Annotated in this window: 16 protein-coding genes; 3 read left to right on the top strand and 13 right to left on the bottom strand. The window is 32.4% G+C overall.

Translation table 11 applies throughout. From position 1 onward, the window contains the following. Nucleotides 1-3: 3 nt before the first annotated feature. From B8063_RS05285 to B8063_RS05295, 3 genes are read left to right on the top strand one after another with little or no spacing between them, the layout of a single operon-like run. Entirely contained in the window at nt 4-720 is a 717-nt protein-coding gene (locus B8063_RS05285) for an efflux RND transporter periplasmic adaptor subunit (RefSeq protein WP_085070199.1), read from the top strand. After that, a complete protein-coding gene (locus B8063_RS05290) occupies nt 717-2048 on the top strand; it encodes an efflux RND transporter periplasmic adaptor subunit (protein ID WP_085070200.1) in 1332 nt (443 codons plus the stop codon). The genes B8063_RS05285 and B8063_RS05290 overlap by 4 nt, the downstream gene beginning before the upstream one ends. Then, a complete protein-coding gene (locus B8063_RS05295) occupies nt 2045-4147 on the top strand; it encodes a site-2 protease family protein (protein WP_085070201.1) in 2103 nt (700 codons plus the stop codon). Before B8063_RS05290 ends, B8063_RS05295 begins: the two co-directional genes overlap by 4 nt. Here B8063_RS05295 and B8063_RS05300 read toward each other — a convergent pair. From B8063_RS05300 to B8063_RS05355, 13 genes are all read right to left on the bottom strand, one after another. Then, nucleotides 4144-5565 carry a cryptochrome/photolyase family protein gene (locus tag B8063_RS05300; RefSeq protein ID WP_085070202.1) on the bottom strand — a complete coding sequence of 474 codons (1422 nt, stop codon included), beginning with the start codon at nt 5563-5565 and terminating at the stop codon, nt 4144-4146. The genes B8063_RS05295 and B8063_RS05300 overlap by 4 nt on opposite strands. A 2-nt stretch (nt 5566-5567) precedes the next feature. Next, nucleotides 5568-6707 (bottom strand): diaminopropionate ammonia-lyase, encoded by a 1140-nt coding sequence (locus B8063_RS05305; RefSeq protein ID WP_085070203.1) that lies wholly within the window; start codon nt 6705-6707, stop codon nt 5568-5570. Between the two features lies 1 nt (nt 6708). Then, nucleotides 6709-8034: a type III glutamate--ammonia ligase gene (glnT, locus tag B8063_RS05310; protein ID WP_085070204.1), complete on the bottom strand. Its 1326-nt coding sequence runs from the start codon at nt 8032-8034 to the stop codon at nt 6709-6711. A 30-nt stretch (nt 8035-8064) separates the two neighbouring features. Beyond that, nucleotides 8065-9384 (bottom strand): FMN-binding glutamate synthase family protein, encoded by a 1320-nt coding sequence (locus tag B8063_RS05315; RefSeq protein WP_075521166.1) that lies wholly within the window; start codon nt 9382-9384, stop codon nt 8065-8067. Further along, on the bottom strand, nt 9385-10065 hold the full coding sequence (locus tag B8063_RS05320) for a protein glxC (RefSeq protein WP_085070205.1): 681 nt from the start codon (nt 10063-10065) through the stop codon (nt 9385-9387). A gap of 2 nt (nt 10066-10067) precedes the next feature. Beyond that, the gene (locus tag B8063_RS05325; RefSeq protein ID WP_085070215.1) at nt 10068-10946 is read right to left on the bottom strand and encodes a class II glutamine amidotransferase; all 879 of its coding nucleotides are present in this window, start codon (nt 10944-10946) and stop codon (nt 10068-10070) included. A gap of 14 nt (nt 10947-10960) precedes the next feature. Beyond that, nucleotides 10961-11125 carry a hypothetical protein gene (locus B8063_RS07225; RefSeq protein ID WP_179850295.1) on the bottom strand — a complete coding sequence of 55 codons (165 nt, stop codon included), beginning with the start codon at nt 11123-11125 and terminating at the stop codon, nt 10961-10963. 46 nt (nt 11126-11171) lie between these two features. Beyond that, entirely contained in the window at nt 11172-11393 is a 222-nt protein-coding gene (locus tag B8063_RS05330; RefSeq protein ID WP_075521163.1) for a hypothetical protein, read from the bottom strand. A 13-nt stretch (nt 11394-11406) separates the two neighbouring features. Beyond that, nucleotides 11407-12807: an ammonium transporter gene (locus B8063_RS05335; protein WP_075521162.1), complete on the bottom strand. Its 1401-nt coding sequence runs from the start codon at nt 12805-12807 to the stop codon at nt 11407-11409. Nucleotides 12808-12924: 117 nt separating this feature from the next. Further along, nucleotides 12925-13329: a hypothetical protein gene (locus B8063_RS05340; RefSeq protein ID WP_085070218.1), complete on the bottom strand. Its 405-nt coding sequence runs from the start codon at nt 13327-13329 to the stop codon at nt 12925-12927. A 9-nt stretch (nt 13330-13338) separates the two neighbouring features. Next, nucleotides 13339-14616: an FMN-binding glutamate synthase family protein gene (locus B8063_RS05345; protein ID WP_102133176.1), complete on the bottom strand. Its 1278-nt coding sequence runs from the start codon at nt 14614-14616 to the stop codon at nt 13339-13341. Nucleotides 14617-14730: 114 nt separating this feature from the next. Continuing rightward, complete coding sequence (locus B8063_RS05350; RefSeq protein WP_075521159.1) at nt 14731-15585, bottom strand: GXGXG motif-containing protein; 855 nt, start codon at nt 15583-15585, stop codon at nt 14731-14733. Then, complete coding sequence (locus B8063_RS05355; RefSeq protein WP_075521158.1) at nt 15573-16514, bottom strand: class II glutamine amidotransferase; 942 nt, start codon at nt 16512-16514, stop codon at nt 15573-15575. The genes B8063_RS05350 and B8063_RS05355 overlap by 13 nt, the downstream gene beginning before the upstream one ends. Between the last annotated feature and the right edge of the window lie 18 nt (nt 16515-16532).

Raw genomic sequence — 16532 nt, forward strand, 5'->3', positions numbered from 1 at the left:
ATCATGAAAAAATTTCTTTTTACAATCTTAATTTCTTATTTATTCTTAAATTTTACTCATGCAGAAGAGATTAGAGAGGCCAGAGCTTTAGTAACTGCAACCGAAAAAGTATCAATATCAAGTGAATTAGCAGCGAGAGTTGAAAATATTAATTTTCTGTTAGGAGATCCTTTTAAAAAAGGTGACGTTTTAATTAGTTTTGATTGCAAAATCTATAAAGCTCAAAAAGAAGTAATCCAGGCAAATTATGATAGTGCAAATATTCAATTAAAAAATGATAAAGAATTATTGGAGATGAGATCAATTGGAAAACTCCAATATCAACTATCAGAATCTGCACTTAAAAAAGCAAAAGCTGAATTAAATATTGCAAAACTAAATGTAGATAGATGCGAAATTGTAGCTCCATACAACGGAAAAGTTATGGATGTTTATACAAGTATTTTTTCTACCATAGAGCAAAGACAGCCCTTAATGGATATTGTTGGAGATGGTTTGTTAGAGGCTGAAATAGTTGTTCCTAGTAATTGGTTGAGATGGTTAAAAAAGGGTCACGAGGTAAAAATTTTAATTGATGAAACAGGTGAAACTTTAGATGCAAAAGTAATTAGTCTTGGAGCAACAGTTGATGCAGTTAGTCAAACAATAGAATTGAAAGCTCAATTTAATGAAAAATATGAGTCTTTAATTCCAGGAATGAGTGGGATTGTTAAGTTTTGAGCGAAGATAAAAATATTAAAATAGCAAGATTAATTGGTTTAGAAAAAAAAACTCGTGAAGCTAAAACACAGGACGAATTAAATTTTGTTGTAGCAAATGAAACAAGACAAATCATCGATTATATTAATTCATTTCTGTTATTAAAAGCTCCAACAGATAAGTTTCAAGTAAAAGCAACTTCAGATCTTGCAACAGTTGATAGAACTGCTCCATTAATTACGTTTATTGAAAATATTATAAATGAATCAGGGCACAACTTTAAAGAAATTCAAAATTTAGATGTAGATAAAGTTTCCAAAAAAATAAAAGTAAAAAAACCTAAAAATTTACCAGATAACATATTATGTATTCCCATTCTAAGTCCTCAAAAAGGTTTACAAGGCTATTTAATTTTATCGAGAAATGAAAAATTTATTGAAAATGAAATTGAATTATCAAGACACTTATCAGTAACTTATGGACATGCTTTCAATTCATTCTTAACAGATTTTTCAATTAAAAATTTTTTAAAAAAACATTTATTTGGATCAAGAGCATGGATAGTAATTATTATAATTATATTTGTTTCAATTATCCCAATTAAAATAACGAGTACTGCTCCTGTTGAAGTAGTCCCAAAAAATCCAATTTTAATTACATCTCCTTTTGATGGAGTAGTTAAAAATATAGTTGCTAATAATAATGATCAAATAAACTCTGGTGATTTGTTGGTTATGTTGGAAGACACCGATCTTTCAAATAATTATAATTTATCAAAACAATCTCTACAAGTAGCAGAAAAGGAACTGCTCAGAAGCAGACAATCCTCATTTACCGACAATAAAGAAAAAGCAAGATTAGCGGAATTAGTTGCTCAAGTTGATTTAAAAAAAGCGGAAGTAGAGTCTACAGGTGAGAAATTAAAAAATACAAAACTTTATGCTAGCCAAAAAGGAATTGCGATAGTTGACCAAAAAAATGATTGGCAAGGAAGACCAGTTTCTGTTGGTGAAAAAATAATGACCATAGCAAACCCTAATAATGTTGAGTTTTTAGTTTGGTTACCTGTCAAAGACTCATTGATTATTAAGGAAAATTCAAATGTTAAAGTATTTTTAGATATAAACCCAATCAAGCCATTAAAAGGCAAGTTGCTTAGAGCATCCTACGAGCCATCATTGTCACCTGAAGAAGTTTTATCCTATAAAATTGGAGTAAGTTATGAAGGTGAAGTCCCCCCAAGAATTGGTTTAAGAGGAACAGCCAAAATTTATGGCTCAAGAGTTACATTGTTTTATTACTTATTTAGAAAACCTATCACATTTGTAAGACAACTAATTGGTATATGATAATCCCATACTTAAGACAGGATTTAGAAATATTTAGAGGTAATAGTCGTGAAGATGGTGCACCTGCGTGGTTACTTTATGATGCTGTTAGGAATAAATATTTTACTCTCGGATTAACTGCTTTTAAACTAATTAAAAATTGGAGAGGTGGGGAAGATATTCAAAATTTTGAGAAAAAAATCAATTCAGATGGAATTGAAACCAACAGTGATGAAATAAAAAGTTTTATAGGTTTTCTTCAACAGAATAATTTAATTGTTCAACCTCCAGGACAAAATGTAAATTATTTATTGCAACAAAAAAACAGCATGAAAAAAAACTGGTTGCTTAATCTTGTACATAGTTATTTATTTTTTAAAATTCCTCTTTTTAAGCCAGATGAATGGTTAGAAAGAAATTTAAATAAAGTAAAAAGTTTAGGATCAGCAAAATTTAGAAATATAATATATATCTTAGGATTTATTGGCATCTGTCTTGTCATCCAACAATTTGCTGTATTTAAAAAAACATTTTTATATTTTTTTACATTCAATGGATTGATGCTTTATTTTGCAACTTTAGTGATAGTAAAGTGCCTGCATGAATTAGGTCATGCTTTTGTTGCAAAAAACTATGGTTGTAGAGTTTCTGCAATAGGAATTGCCTTTTTAGTATTTTTTCCTTTTTTATATACTGATACAACAGATGCCTGGCGACTTAGAAATCATAAAGAAAGACTTCTAATTAATTTTGCAGGAATACTTACAGAATTACATTTAGCATTAATTGCAACTTTTATTTGGGGAATTTTACCTGAAGGTGGAATGAAAAGCGTAATGTTTTTTATTGCAACCACTTCTTGGATATCATCACTATTAATAAATGTAAGTCCATTTATGAGATTTGATGGATATTATGTTTTTTCTGATTGGCTAAAAGCTGAAAATTTACAACCAAGATCATTTGCTCTAGCGAGATGGAAAATAAGAGAGACTCTTTTTGGATTTAATCACAAACCACCAGAGGAAATTAATCCAACGAGAAGATGGACATTTATAATATATGCTTGGGCAACCTGGCTTTACAGATTTTTCTTATTTATTGGAATAGCATTACTTGTTTATCATTTAGCGTTTAAAGTTTTAGGTATTATTTTATTTGTTATTGAAATTTATTGGTTCATTATGCTTCCAATTATTAAAGAAATTAAAAACTGGTACATGATGAAGTCTGAAATGAAACTAAATAGACAAACTGTAAGAACAATAGCAATTCTGACAGTTTTAACTATGATTGTTGTACTACCATGGAAATCATCTTTAAAAATTCCCGCTGTATATATCTCTGAAAAATATTCAAAAGTTTATTCACCTTATCCAGGTAAAATAAAACAGATATTTGTAACTAAAGACGCTGAAGTAGAAAAAGGCCAAGAATTATTAGAACTCTATTCACCAGATTTAGATAAAAAAATAAATTCATTAAGAACGAAAATTAAACTTACAAAAACTAAGATTAATAGATTAAGTGATAGCGCTGGTAATATGGATCAATATATTACTCTTCAACAAAGATTGCTTGCACTACAAAGTGAGGTTCGTGGATTAACTAATATAAAGAGTAAGCTAATTTTAAAGTCGCCAATTAAAGGCAAAATTAAAGATTTTTCAGGGCTAAGTGAAGAAATGTGGGTTAGTAATACCGACCAATTATTAGGGATTGTGCATTATGGAACAGGTCAGGTTAAAGGCTTAATTAAAGAGGAGCAAATTGATAGGTTCAAAGAAAAATCTCCCGCAGTATTTATTCCAAATGATGGTGAACATAAAAAAATACATTTAATTTCAAGCACTTTAGATTTATCAGCTGTACAAAATTTACCTTACATATCTTTAAGTTCATTACACAATGGACCAATTGCAATTAGAAATTTTACATCTGGAGAATTTAAATACAGACCCGAAACTGCTCATTATCTTGCAGACTTTAATTTAATAAATAACAGTTCAATACAATTTGAATTACCAGGTTACGTTCATATTGAGGGTAGCAGATATAGCCCATTTATAAAATTCTTTAAAAATATAATTGCTCTTCTCGTAAGAGAGAGTGGATTTTAATTTTTCTTTAATGATTGAAAAGCACTTAAAGCCGCTGCTCTTGCCTCTTCATGAATTACAATCGGTTTTGGATAATTTTTTCCAATAACAGTATTTATTGCTTCTTGATATTTTAATTCCATCTCCCAAGGCTTATGAATAAATTTTGAAGGAACTTTACTTAATTCTGGTACCCATTTTTTTACGTATAATCCTTCTTTGTCAAATTTTTCTCCCTGAAGAATTGGATTAAATATTCTAAAGTAAGGAGCTGCATCAGCACCACATCCTGCAACCCATTGCCACTGAGCAACATTGTTAGCCTCATTAAAATCTAATAAACAATTTCTAAAATATTTTTCACCTTCTTTCCAATTAATTCTTAAATGTTTAACTAAAAATGATCCAACTACCATTCTAATTCTATTATGCATCCAACCTGTCTCATAAAGTTCTCGCATTCCAGCATCAACAATTGGATAACCGGTCATACCTTGTTTCCATGCTTTAAGATTTTTAGAATTTTTTTCCCATGGAAATCTATCAAATTCCTTCCTTAAGTTTCCTTTTAACATTTGAGGAAAATAATTAATTAAACTGTGAGAAAATTCTCTCCATCCCAGTTCATTAATATATTTTCTAATACTTATATTTTTTTTAATATCCTTTGAGCTTTTTTCATATATTGCAGCTACGTGTATTTGACCGTTTCTAATATAGGGAGATAATTTTGAAGATCCATTTATTGATGGGTAATCTCTATCAACACTATATTTTGAAATCCTGTTACTAATAAATTCTTTTAAGTTTTTGTGAGCTTCATCCTCAGATGGCTTCCAGTATTGATCAAACTTTTTAAACCAATCTTTCTTAGGCATAATTTGTTTAAAAGTATTCTTTGAATTGAATAAGGTTTTTTTACTTTTTAACTTTTTTATCTCTGAAGTTTTTTGTGGCACTGCATCTAGAAATACTTGTTCTGCATTTCTCCAAAAGGGACTGAAAACCTTAAAGGGCGTTCCATCATTTTTAGTAATTGATTGATATTCGTTTAAAACATTTCCCTTAAAAAATTTAAATGGAATATTTTTTTTTTCTAAAATTTTTTCAATTTCTTTATCTAACTTTAAATGATCTGGTTCATAAACTTTATTCCAATAAATCGATATTTTATCTTTTGTCTTTAATTTTGAATAAAATGAAGTTTCATCAGAAATAATTATCTCTAACTTGATATTAAATTTTTCTAGATCATTTGAAAAACTCTCCAGTGATTTACTTATCCACCATCTTTGAGCTTCTCTTTTTCCATCAAAATACTCTTTATTATGTATGTAAATAACTGTTACAGCATCATGATTTTTACATGCGAAAGATAAAGCATGATTATTTCTAATTCTAAAATCATCCCTAATCCAAACAACTGCACAATCAGACATAACTAGATCTTTTTTAAACCTTGAGATAAAAGCTTATTATATAGTGTAGCATCTGCATTACCTTCACATCCCATAACGAGTACATTTGATTTTTCATTAAGCTCCAAAAGATTTTTAATTTTTTTATCGTTACATGCAGCAATCAAACTAATTATTCCAGGTGTTGCACACTCGCCACCTATAATTTTTTTATTACTGAACTTTGCTTTAGCTAACATTGCAACTGTATTTGATACTTTTGAATCATCTATAGTTATACAATGATTTGTAGATTTATTTAAAATGTTCCAAGGTACCAGGGACATTTCGTTACACGACATGCCTCCCATAATACTCTCTTTTTTTATTTTAATTTTTTTCATTTTTTTTGCTTCAATACTTTTTAAAACACAGGCTGCCTCTTTAGGTTCAACTACAATTATTTTTGGAATTCTTTTAAAATATCTTGCAATCCCCGCTACGGATCCAGCTGCCATTCCTCCAACACCTGCTTGGAGAAAAACGTGGGTAATATACTGATTTGTTTGCTTGGATATTTCTTTAATCATAATTGAATAACCAGCCATTGTAAGTTGCGGCACATATTTATAATTTTTATTAGAGACATCTTGAACAATATGCCACTTATTTTTTTTAGTTTGTCTTATGCATTCGTTTAAGGAACTCTCATAATCACCTTTAACTTTAGTGACAGTAGCTCCAAATTTTTCTATTTCTTTAACTCTTGTTTCACTAACGTACTGACTAACAAATATTCTACAATCTAATCCTAATCTTTGAGCTCCCCAGGCAACAGATCGTCCATGGTTTCCTGCTGTTGCTGAAGAAATTACAATATTTTTTTTTCCTTTTGAGATATCTTCAACTGCATAAGCTCCACCTAATGCTTTAAAAGATTTTAAATGAAATCTTTTAGACTCGTCTTTATAAAAAATATTTTTAAGCTTAAGATTTTTATTCAGTTTATTTAATTTGATTAGCGGGGTAGGAGAGTATCCTTTCCACTTTGATATTTTATTATAAGCTTTATCTATAAATTGTTTGGATAAATGTTTTAGAACTTGCTTTCTTGAAAAATTATATCTTTTATTGGATAAAAATTTTGAATATTTCCAAGAAGAAATTTTAGCCAATTTCTTCATGTTAACAGTCTAATGTGTTAGCTCTTTCCCAATGTGTAATAGGTTTTCTTTTATTAAATACTTCTTTTCTTTTAAAATTTGATAGCTCTGTTCTTTTTAATTTTAGATAACTTTTAATAACATCTTTACCAAAGGCATTATTTAACATTTTGCTTTTTTCTAACATTGCTAAAGCTTGACCTACATCATTTGGAAGTTTTGCAAGTTTTGGATATTTTTTATAATCTGTATACATATTGCAATGTAGAGGTTTACCAGGATTAATTTTTTTATTAATTCCCTCTATTCCTGCCGCCAATACACCTGCTTGCAATAAGTATGGATTTGCTGATCCATCCATTAATCTTAATTCAAATCTCCCCTGATCTGGAACTCTAATCATATGTGTTCTGTTGTTGCCGGTATAAGAAATACTACTTGGAGACCAAGTTGCACCTGACTTTGTTGGGGGTGCATTTATTCTTCTATAGCTGTTGATAGTTGGGTTAAAAAAAGCTGATAAAGGTTGAGCATTTTTAATTAAACCACCAAGAAAGTTATAAGCTAATTTACTAAGTCCTAATTTATCTTTTTTATCTAAAAATTTATTTACCCCACCACTCCAAACAGAGACATGAGCATGACAACCATTTCCAGTCAAATTGTTAAACGGTTTTGGCATGAAAGTAGCTCTTAATCCATGTTTCTCAGCAAGATTTTTTACCATGAATTTAAAGAACACATGTCTATCTGCAGTAACAAGACTATCAGAGTAATCCCAGTTCATTTCAAATTGACCATTCGCATCTTCATGATCGTTTTGGTATGGCTTCCATCCAAGTTCAATCATACTGTCACAAATTTCTTTAATTAGATCATATCTTCTCATCAATGCAGATTGATCATAACAAGGTTTTGACTGTATATCTCTTGGATCAGCTATTGATAAGCCATCTTCAGAAATTAAAAAATATTCACATTCAACACCTGACTTCATCTGAAGTTTTTTTGCTTTTAGTTTCTGGATTTGGTTTTTAAGCATTACTCTCGGTGAAGCTTCAACTGGTTTTCCATCCATATATAAATCAGATGCTAACCATCCAATTTCTTTATTCCAAGGTAATTGAATTAAACTATTAGGATCAGGTATTGCAAACATATCACTATCTGCAGGTGTCATGTCCAACCAAGTAGCAAATCCAGCAAATCCTGCACCATTCTTTTGCATTTCAGCAATTGCATGAGTAGGTACTAATTTTGATCTTAATACTCCAAACAAGTCCACAAAACTTATTAAAAAGTATTTTATTTTTTTTTGTTTAGCAATTTGTGAAAGATTTTTTGGCATATTAAAAGCTATTAGAATTCAAATTCTTAATCAATCTTTTTCTTTAAATCCAGGTATCCAATTAGTTCCAGCTAATGGAACTCTTGCCATGGCAGCTGCTTCAACTGTTAAAGCAACTAAATCTTCAGGCTCTAAATTTCTTACATCAGACTTACCATTTGCTCTTGCTAAGGTCTGCAACTCTAACGTTAAAGTAGTCAAATAATTTTTTAATTGTCTTCCACCTTCTTTTGGATCTAGTCTTTTCTCAAGTTTAGGATCTTGTGTTGCAACACCTACAGGACATCTACCTGTATGACAGTGATGACAGTAGCCAGGTTCTGTTCCAAGTTTTTCATAATCTTTTCTGTATAAGTCCGCATTGCAATTCAATGCCATCATAGCAGCAGAACCAATTGATACTGCGTCCGCTCCCATAGCAAGTGCTTTTGCAACATCCGCTCCTGTTCTAATTCCACCAGAAACAATTAGTTGAACTTTACGGTGCATATTTAATTCTTTTAATGCATCAACTGCTTCTCTTAATGCGCCTAAAGTTGGAATTCCAACATGTTCAATAAACACATCTTGTGTTGCAGCAGTACCTCCCTGCATTCCATCTAATACAACGACATCTGCACCTGCTTTAACTGCAAGCGCAGTGTCATAATAAGATCTTGCTGCACCTACTTTAATATAAATAGGTTTTTCCCAATTTGTTATTTCTCTTAACTCTTGAATTTTAATCTCTAAATCATCTGGTCCAGTCCAATCAGGATGACGGCATGCACTTCTTTGATCTATTCCCTCTGGTAGCGTTCTCATTCCTGCAACTCTTTTATTAATTTTTTGACCTAACAGCATACCTCCACCACCTGGTTTTGCACCTTGTCCAACTACAACTTCAATTGCATCAGCTTTTCTTAAATCATCAGGATTCATGCCGTATCTAGAAGGAAGCAATTGGTAAACTAAATACTTAGATGAACCTCTTTCTTCTTTTGTCATTCCTCCATCACCTGTTGTGGTTGAAGTTCCCATTGAGGATGCACCTCTTCCTAATGCATCTTTGGCATTAGCACCTAACGCACCAAAACTCATTCCAGCTATAGTAATAGGTATGTCTAACTTTAAGGGTTTCTTTGCAAATCTGTCTCCAAGCACAACTGAAGTGTTACATTTTTCCCTATATCCTTCCAAAGGATATCTAGACATTGAAGCACCCAAGAAAACTAGATCATCAAAGTCAGGAACTTTTCTCTTAGCACCTAACCCTCGTATCTGATAAATTCCTTCTTTAGCTGCTCTTTGAATTTCATTAATAGTTGATTGAGGAAATGTTTTAAATTCTTTTAAGCCTTTTTTTTTCATTTAATACGCTCCTGCATTATCAATTTTAAAATTATAAAGTTTTCTAGCAGAGCCATATCTTTTAAAATTTTTGGGATTTTCAGAAATATTTAAATCTTTAAATATTTTTTTTAATTCATTAATACTCTTTTCATCCATTTTTTTTTCAACACAATCTGCGCCTAAACTTTTTACTTTGCCCTTAACAAAGATTTTTGCCTCATAAATACTATCTCCCAAATCTTCATCTGCATCACCAAAAATAATTAAGTTTCCCTTTTGAGCCATAAACGCTGACATATGACCAACAGATCCTTTAACAATAATATTAATTCCTTTCATAGAAATTCCACATCTTGAACTCGCATCACCCTCAATAACAAGATTTCCACCATGACCAGTAGCACCAGCAGATTGTGAAGCATTTCCTTTAACAAATACCTTTCCAGACATCATATTTTCAGCGACACCTGTTCCAACATTTCCGTGAATAGTAACAGATGCCTTTTGGTTCATTCCAGCACAATAGTAACCAGTATGCCCATTTATAGTTACATCAATATCATCTTTTAAACCTGCACATATTGCATGATGACCTGAAGGATTCTCTATTTTAAATTTTCTGATATTACTTTTTCTATCTATATTTTGAAGATATTTGTTAATGTCGGATAGTTTTTTTTTACTTAGATCAAAATTCATAATTACCAGTTATAGACAACACCAGGTTTTGGTTCAAAAATCTTAGCAGAATTTACATTTGGCAAATGAGCCATTGCTTGAAATTCTGAAGCAACAGCAACATAGTCTTTTGTTTCAGCAACAACTGCTGGTTTACATGCAATCTCATCTCTCAATAAGGCAAAACCATCTTTAGTACCTGCAATAAAAGTATAAAAACCATCCAAGTTTTTTAGACTACTTGTTAAAGTGTTTTTTAAATTATTTCCTTCAGAAATTTTGTTTGAAATATATCCAGCTGCAACCTCAGTATCATTTTCTGATTTAAATTCTTGTCCTTTTTTAATTAAATCTCTTCTTACATTATTATGATTAGATAATGAGCCATTGTGAACTAAACATTCATCCTCAGCAGTAGAATAGGGATGCGACCCTTCAGTTGTGATAGCACTTTCAGTTGCCATTCTAGTATGACCGATACCATGAGTTCCAGAAAAGGATGATAATTTAAACTTTTTAACTACATCTTTAGGATTGCCAGTTTGCTTAAAAATATTAATACTTTTACCGTATCCAACGATTGCAACTTCTTTAATTTTCTCATTAATTACTTTTATTACTTCATTAGGTTCATCTTTCATTTCCATTATTACATGGTCAGAGTATTTTATAATTTTTATTTTCTTAAAATATTTGGATATTTTTTTTTTAAAATCTTGCTCTGAAAAATTGTTTAAACAAATTGAATATTTAAAATTATTTTTATTTTCTTTTGTGTAAATTGCAAACCCTGCACTATCAGGACCTCTTGTTGCCATATTGTCCAACATTCCAGATAAAAATTTACCTAAAGACTTTTCGTACTTTTTTGTTTTTAAATATATTCCAACTATTCCACACATAAATTTAAGTGATTTTACTTTAACAGATTTAATAAAGCGTCTTTGTAATATAATAAGTTTACTACTACAATAATAATAACAGCGATGATTGCGCCATATTTGGCTTTAGGCCATGCTAACCTTGCCATCTTACTTGGAGTTTTATTTTCTTGTTGATTGTTATTTTCGGGATTTTGCATTTTTTAAAAAAGAGGGCACATAATTATATGTGCCCTCTTTAAAGTTTTAGCCGTCTGTTATATTGCTTTTCCAGTCATTAGCACCCGGTCTTTTTCTAGCAATTTCATTCATCTTACCATCTTCTTGTTTAGATGAAATTACATGCCAGCCGACCCAAATGATGATTGCTACAATAACTAGCACTCCTTCTGAGCCAACACCTGGATAAACAGATCCTTGTACCTCAGAGGCACTTAAATGATCTATCCAATTAGATACTGTTGCCATTTATATACCTCCTTTATCTACTGGCTGAGGCCACAGCTTTTTCGTCATCTTTAGCCTCCTCCATAATTGTGTAATCAAGTCCTGCAAGCTCTACTTCTTTTGGAATTCTTAATTTACCCATTCCATTTAGAACTTTAGCAATTATATAACCTGGAAGCATACCAAGTACAAAAAACATAATTATTGCACCAATAAACATTCCTAAAGGATTAATCGCTGCATAGGTAGTTCCATCCCACATTTCTCCTACACCATAACCAGATGAAGGATAACCGTTTAAAACAAAACCACAAATTACAAGACCAACAAACCCAGCATAACCATGTACAGCTACTGCTCCAACTGCATCGTCGATTTTATATTTTCTCTCGACCCAGTAATGCATTTTGTAAGCTATAACTACACCTATCATACCGATTATCATTGATTGAATTGGATGATATAAATCATTACCTGCAGATGCACAGATTATACCCGCAAGCCCTGATGAATAAGTCCAAAAAGGATCTCCTTTTGATATTACATATCCTGCCAACAATCCTCCAGATAACGACATTAAAAAGTTCATCGTTATTCCACTAAGTGTTGTTGGAGTTAAGTAGATGTTTGTTGCAGTAAAGAAAGTTACACCTTCCATACCATACTCAGGTCCAAGATCGTAAATTGGAACATTACAAGCTGCGTAAAAGCCCCAGAAACCTGTATAGATTAAAAATAATCCAACAGTTACTAACCAAGGGTTTCTTGGTCCAATATTTCTTGGTTCTCCGCTTGAAGAAAATTTTCCAATTCTTGGTCCTAAAACAACAAGAACACCTAAAGCAAAACCTCCTGCAATTGCATGAATTACACCTGAAGCATATGCATCATGGTATCCTAATATTTTCAACATCCATCCATCAAAATGCCATCCCCATGAAGCATCTATTGTCCAAAAAACAGATCCTATTGCAATTGCAAGAATTCCAAATGCAAAAGTTGTTATTCTTTCAATAACTGCCCCTGAAACTATTGAGGCTGCAGTCCATGAAAATAATAAAAAGGCTGCCCAAAAGACACCCATTATATGATCGTTAAGATTTACCGCCATCAATGCATTAGTAGGGTTAGCAAGATCATTTCCACCAAATCCACCTCCAAGAACTAGACCAGTGCTTTCGGTCATAATCGAAGGAGCCAATCCTGGTCCTGTTGGAAATGCCCAGTATATCCACCAACCAAAGAAAAACCACGTAACTGTAACTAAAGGTATAAGCATTGTGTTTTTCATAAGAGTATGTTGGTGATGTTTGTATCGAGATGCTCCAACCTCATACATACAAAATCCTACGTGGATCAAAAACATAAGAACCACAGTTACCCAATAGTAAAACTCTGTAAATATTGTTGTGAGAGCACCTAATTGATCAGTCATATTTCTCTCTCCTGTTAATAATTAATTAACTTTATGAAATTTTGGAGAGACTGACAATTTTAATTTAGTTATAAAAAATATAAGTTAATAATTATTTTATCAACTAAGAATTGAAAATTAAAACTTTAGATATGCTTTCTTTAAATCAACTAAAGGATGATTCGGCGACATTTGGAATTTCACAAGCAGTTCTCTTGCGATCATATCCCTGTCTTGTTGATTGTTAGGAAGTTTTATTTTGCTAGGGATTGTTACCCAACCATTAGCATTTCTATCAAATACAGCAGGTCTGTTTTCTTCGTAACCCATATGAACGTCTTCCAACCAATTTAAATCATCCCAACCCATCGCCTCTATATATTTTTTAAGAAATGGAGTAAGTCTTGAGTAATCTGGTAAAAGATTTACGTCATATCTATAACCGATCGTTTGACCGATCATTTTTTCTCTTGCAGTCTCTTTCTTTTTACCTAACTGCCCTTGGTTCTTTTTCTTTGATTCTTTCTTTGTCTTTTTAGCCATTCTAAGATCCTATATTTTATGGAAGTCTTTAACACCTACTGTGTGGTTAGTTCCTGCTAAAGGCACTTTTGCTAAAGCAGATGCTTCCATTGTTAATGCAGCCATATCTTCTGGCTCTAATGAGTGGATATTTGTTTTTCCACATGCTCTTGCTAGAAGTTGTGCCTCTAAAGTCATTGCATGTAAATAATTATATACTCTTAATGCAGCATCATCTGGGTTTAATCTTTTTCTTAATTTTGGATCTTGAGTAGCAACACCAACTGGACATCTACCTGTATGACAGTGATAACAATGTCCTGCTGGAACTCCCATCTCTTTTTCAAAATTAGATTCTGGAATTTCTTTGTTACAGTTAAGAGCAACCATAGCACCTGTTCCAATTGCAATTGCATCAGCACCTAATGCTAAAGCTTTTGCCATGTCAGCACCATCTCTTACTCCACCTGCATAAATTAAAGTAACTTTTCCAGTTTTACCTACGTCATCCAAAGCTCTTCTTGCTTCTCTAATACCAGCAATACCAGGAATACCTGTATTTGCTGCAGCGATGTGTGGGCCTGCTCCAGTTGATCCTTCCATTCCATCTAAATAAATAGAGTCTGGATCACATTTTGCTGCCATACGAACATCATCGTAAACTTTAGCAGCACCTAGTTTTAACTGAATTGGCACTTTATTTTTCGTTAACTCTCTTAACTCTTGTACTTTCAATGCAAGGTCATCTGGACCTAACCAGTCAGGGTGTCTTGCAGGTGATCTTTGGTCAATACCAGCCGGCAATGATCTCATTTCTGCAACTTGATCAGTAACTTTCTGACCCATTAAGTGACCACCCATTCCAACTTTTTGTCCTTGTCCAATGAAAACTTCAATTCCATCTGCAAGTTGAGCGTGATGTGGGTTAAATCCGTATCTAGATTGAATACATTGATAGAACCATTTTTCAGAATATCTTCTTTCATCTGGAATCATTCCACCTTCACCTGAACAAGTAGCACTTCCAGCCATTGTAGCACCTCTTGCTAAAGCAGTTTTTGCTTCATAAGATAATGCACCAAAACTCATCCCTGTAATATATACAGGTATATCTAATTCAATTGGATTTTCACATCTTGGTCCAATAATTGTTTTTGTTTCACATTTTTCTCTGTAACCTTCAATTACAAATCTTGTTAATGTTCCAGGTAAAAATACTAAATCGTCAAATGTCGGAATTTTTTTCATCAATGCCATTCCACGCATTCTGTATCTTCCTAGTTCTGCTTTTATGTGGATGTCATCCATTACCTCTGGGGTAAAAATTGCATTATGACCTAGTAGACTTTTATTTCTTGACGCTACACCATTGCCATTTGAATGACCGTTAGATTTTCCGTTACCGTTTTTTTTCTTTGCCATTTAAATTGCTCCTTTTTTCTCTGTAGGTTCAAGAGCGTCGTAGTTCCAAAGTTTTTTACCTGCAACAACTTTGGTCATTTTTGAAACATCAAAGTTTTCGCCGATCTCCGCAACCTTTAATTTTCTTTTAAGCCAATCTTGATCTGAATCTGTTAGCTCTGCCTCAACAGCATCACTACCAAATGAACCAATTTTTCCACCTACAAAAATTGTCCCATCGTACATACTGTCGCCCAGGTTAATACCTACATCTCCAAGGATAATAATTCTTCCTCTTTGCATCATAAAACCAGTAAAAGCACCAGCATCACCACCAATTATTATAGTACCACCTTTTTGGTCAATTCCAGTTCTTGCACCAACGCTACCTTTACAGATTAAATCTCCACCTCTAATAGCAGCTCCAAAACATGATCCAGCATTTTTCTCAATAACAACTTTTCCTGCCATCATATTTTCAGCGCAAGACCATCCAACTCTTCCATTAATTCTTACAATTGGACCATCCATTGAACCAACACCAAAATATCCAAGACTTCCTTCAAATATTAAATTTAATTTGTTTAATATTCCTACTCCTAGACTGTGTTTACCTTGAGGATTTTTGATAACAATTGTTCCATAGCCCTCTTTCATTAAATCATCTATTTTTTTATTTGCATCTCTACAATCCATGTCTTTGACATCAATTTCTGTTCTTTTATTAAAATCAACATCATAAGTTCCAAAGTAGTAGAAATTTTCTGCTTCATCTGGGTTAAAAAACTTTTGTTGTGTTTTTCCTGTAAGAACCTCAGTGTGAAGACCCATTGATTGGGCTTTTGTTTTCTTTTCTCCAGTTTTTAGATTTGCCATACTTTTACCATCCCATCAAACGGATCATACGTATCTATTTCTTGTGGAAGAATAGATCTGATCGCTATTTCTTCTGAACCCATTGCCACTAAATCATCTGACTCGTATAATACTAAAGGTTTAGCTGCCATTGTATCTTTTGCCATTCCTAAAGAGTCTTTTGTTGCAACAAAATAAGTGAAAACACCATCTAAGCCTGTTAATGACTCTTTCATACCTTCTTCTAGCGTTGCACCATTTCTCATTTTTTCAGCTAGGTAAACTGCGATTAATTCAGAGTCACACTCTGACATAAATCTCATACCTTTATTTTCTAAAACTCTTCTATTATTCCAATAGTTAGTTAGCTGACCATTGTGAACAACAGATACATCGCTAAATGGGTATCCCCAGAAAGGGTGAGCAGATTTAATATCTACACCAGATTCTGTTGCCATTCTAGCATGACCGATAGCGTGCGTTCCTTCAACTTTATCTAGGCTGTATCTTTGACATACTGCTTCAGCGTTACCTAAATCTTTAATAACCTCTAATGATTTACCCATTGATAAAATCTCAACACCAGGAACACTCTCTATTTTTTGAGAAAATTCCATTAGATCTTTATCATATTGAATTTCATATCTTAAAGAGTAGGGAAGAGTTCTTTCTTCTTTTACAATTGTAGCTCCTAAATCTTTTAAATATCCATCTACAATTTTTTTTCTTTCATCGTAAACAGAAACATCTTCCATTACAGAAGTGCTTCCTTCACCAACATTTTCCCCGACTTTAAAACGCATTATAAAGTTTTGACCATCAGTCTTACCGTACAACGCATATCCAGTAGAGTCTTCTCCTCTATGTTTTAAAGCTTGAAGCATACCTTGAAGTTCAAACCCAACTTTAGAAGTATTTCCTCTATGAATAAGTCCAGCTATCCCGCACATATTTTTCCTTTCTTAATT

The organism is Candidatus Pelagibacter sp. RS40 (assembly GCF_002101295.1).
GTDB lineage: Bacteria > Pseudomonadota > Alphaproteobacteria > Pelagibacterales > Pelagibacteraceae > Pelagibacter.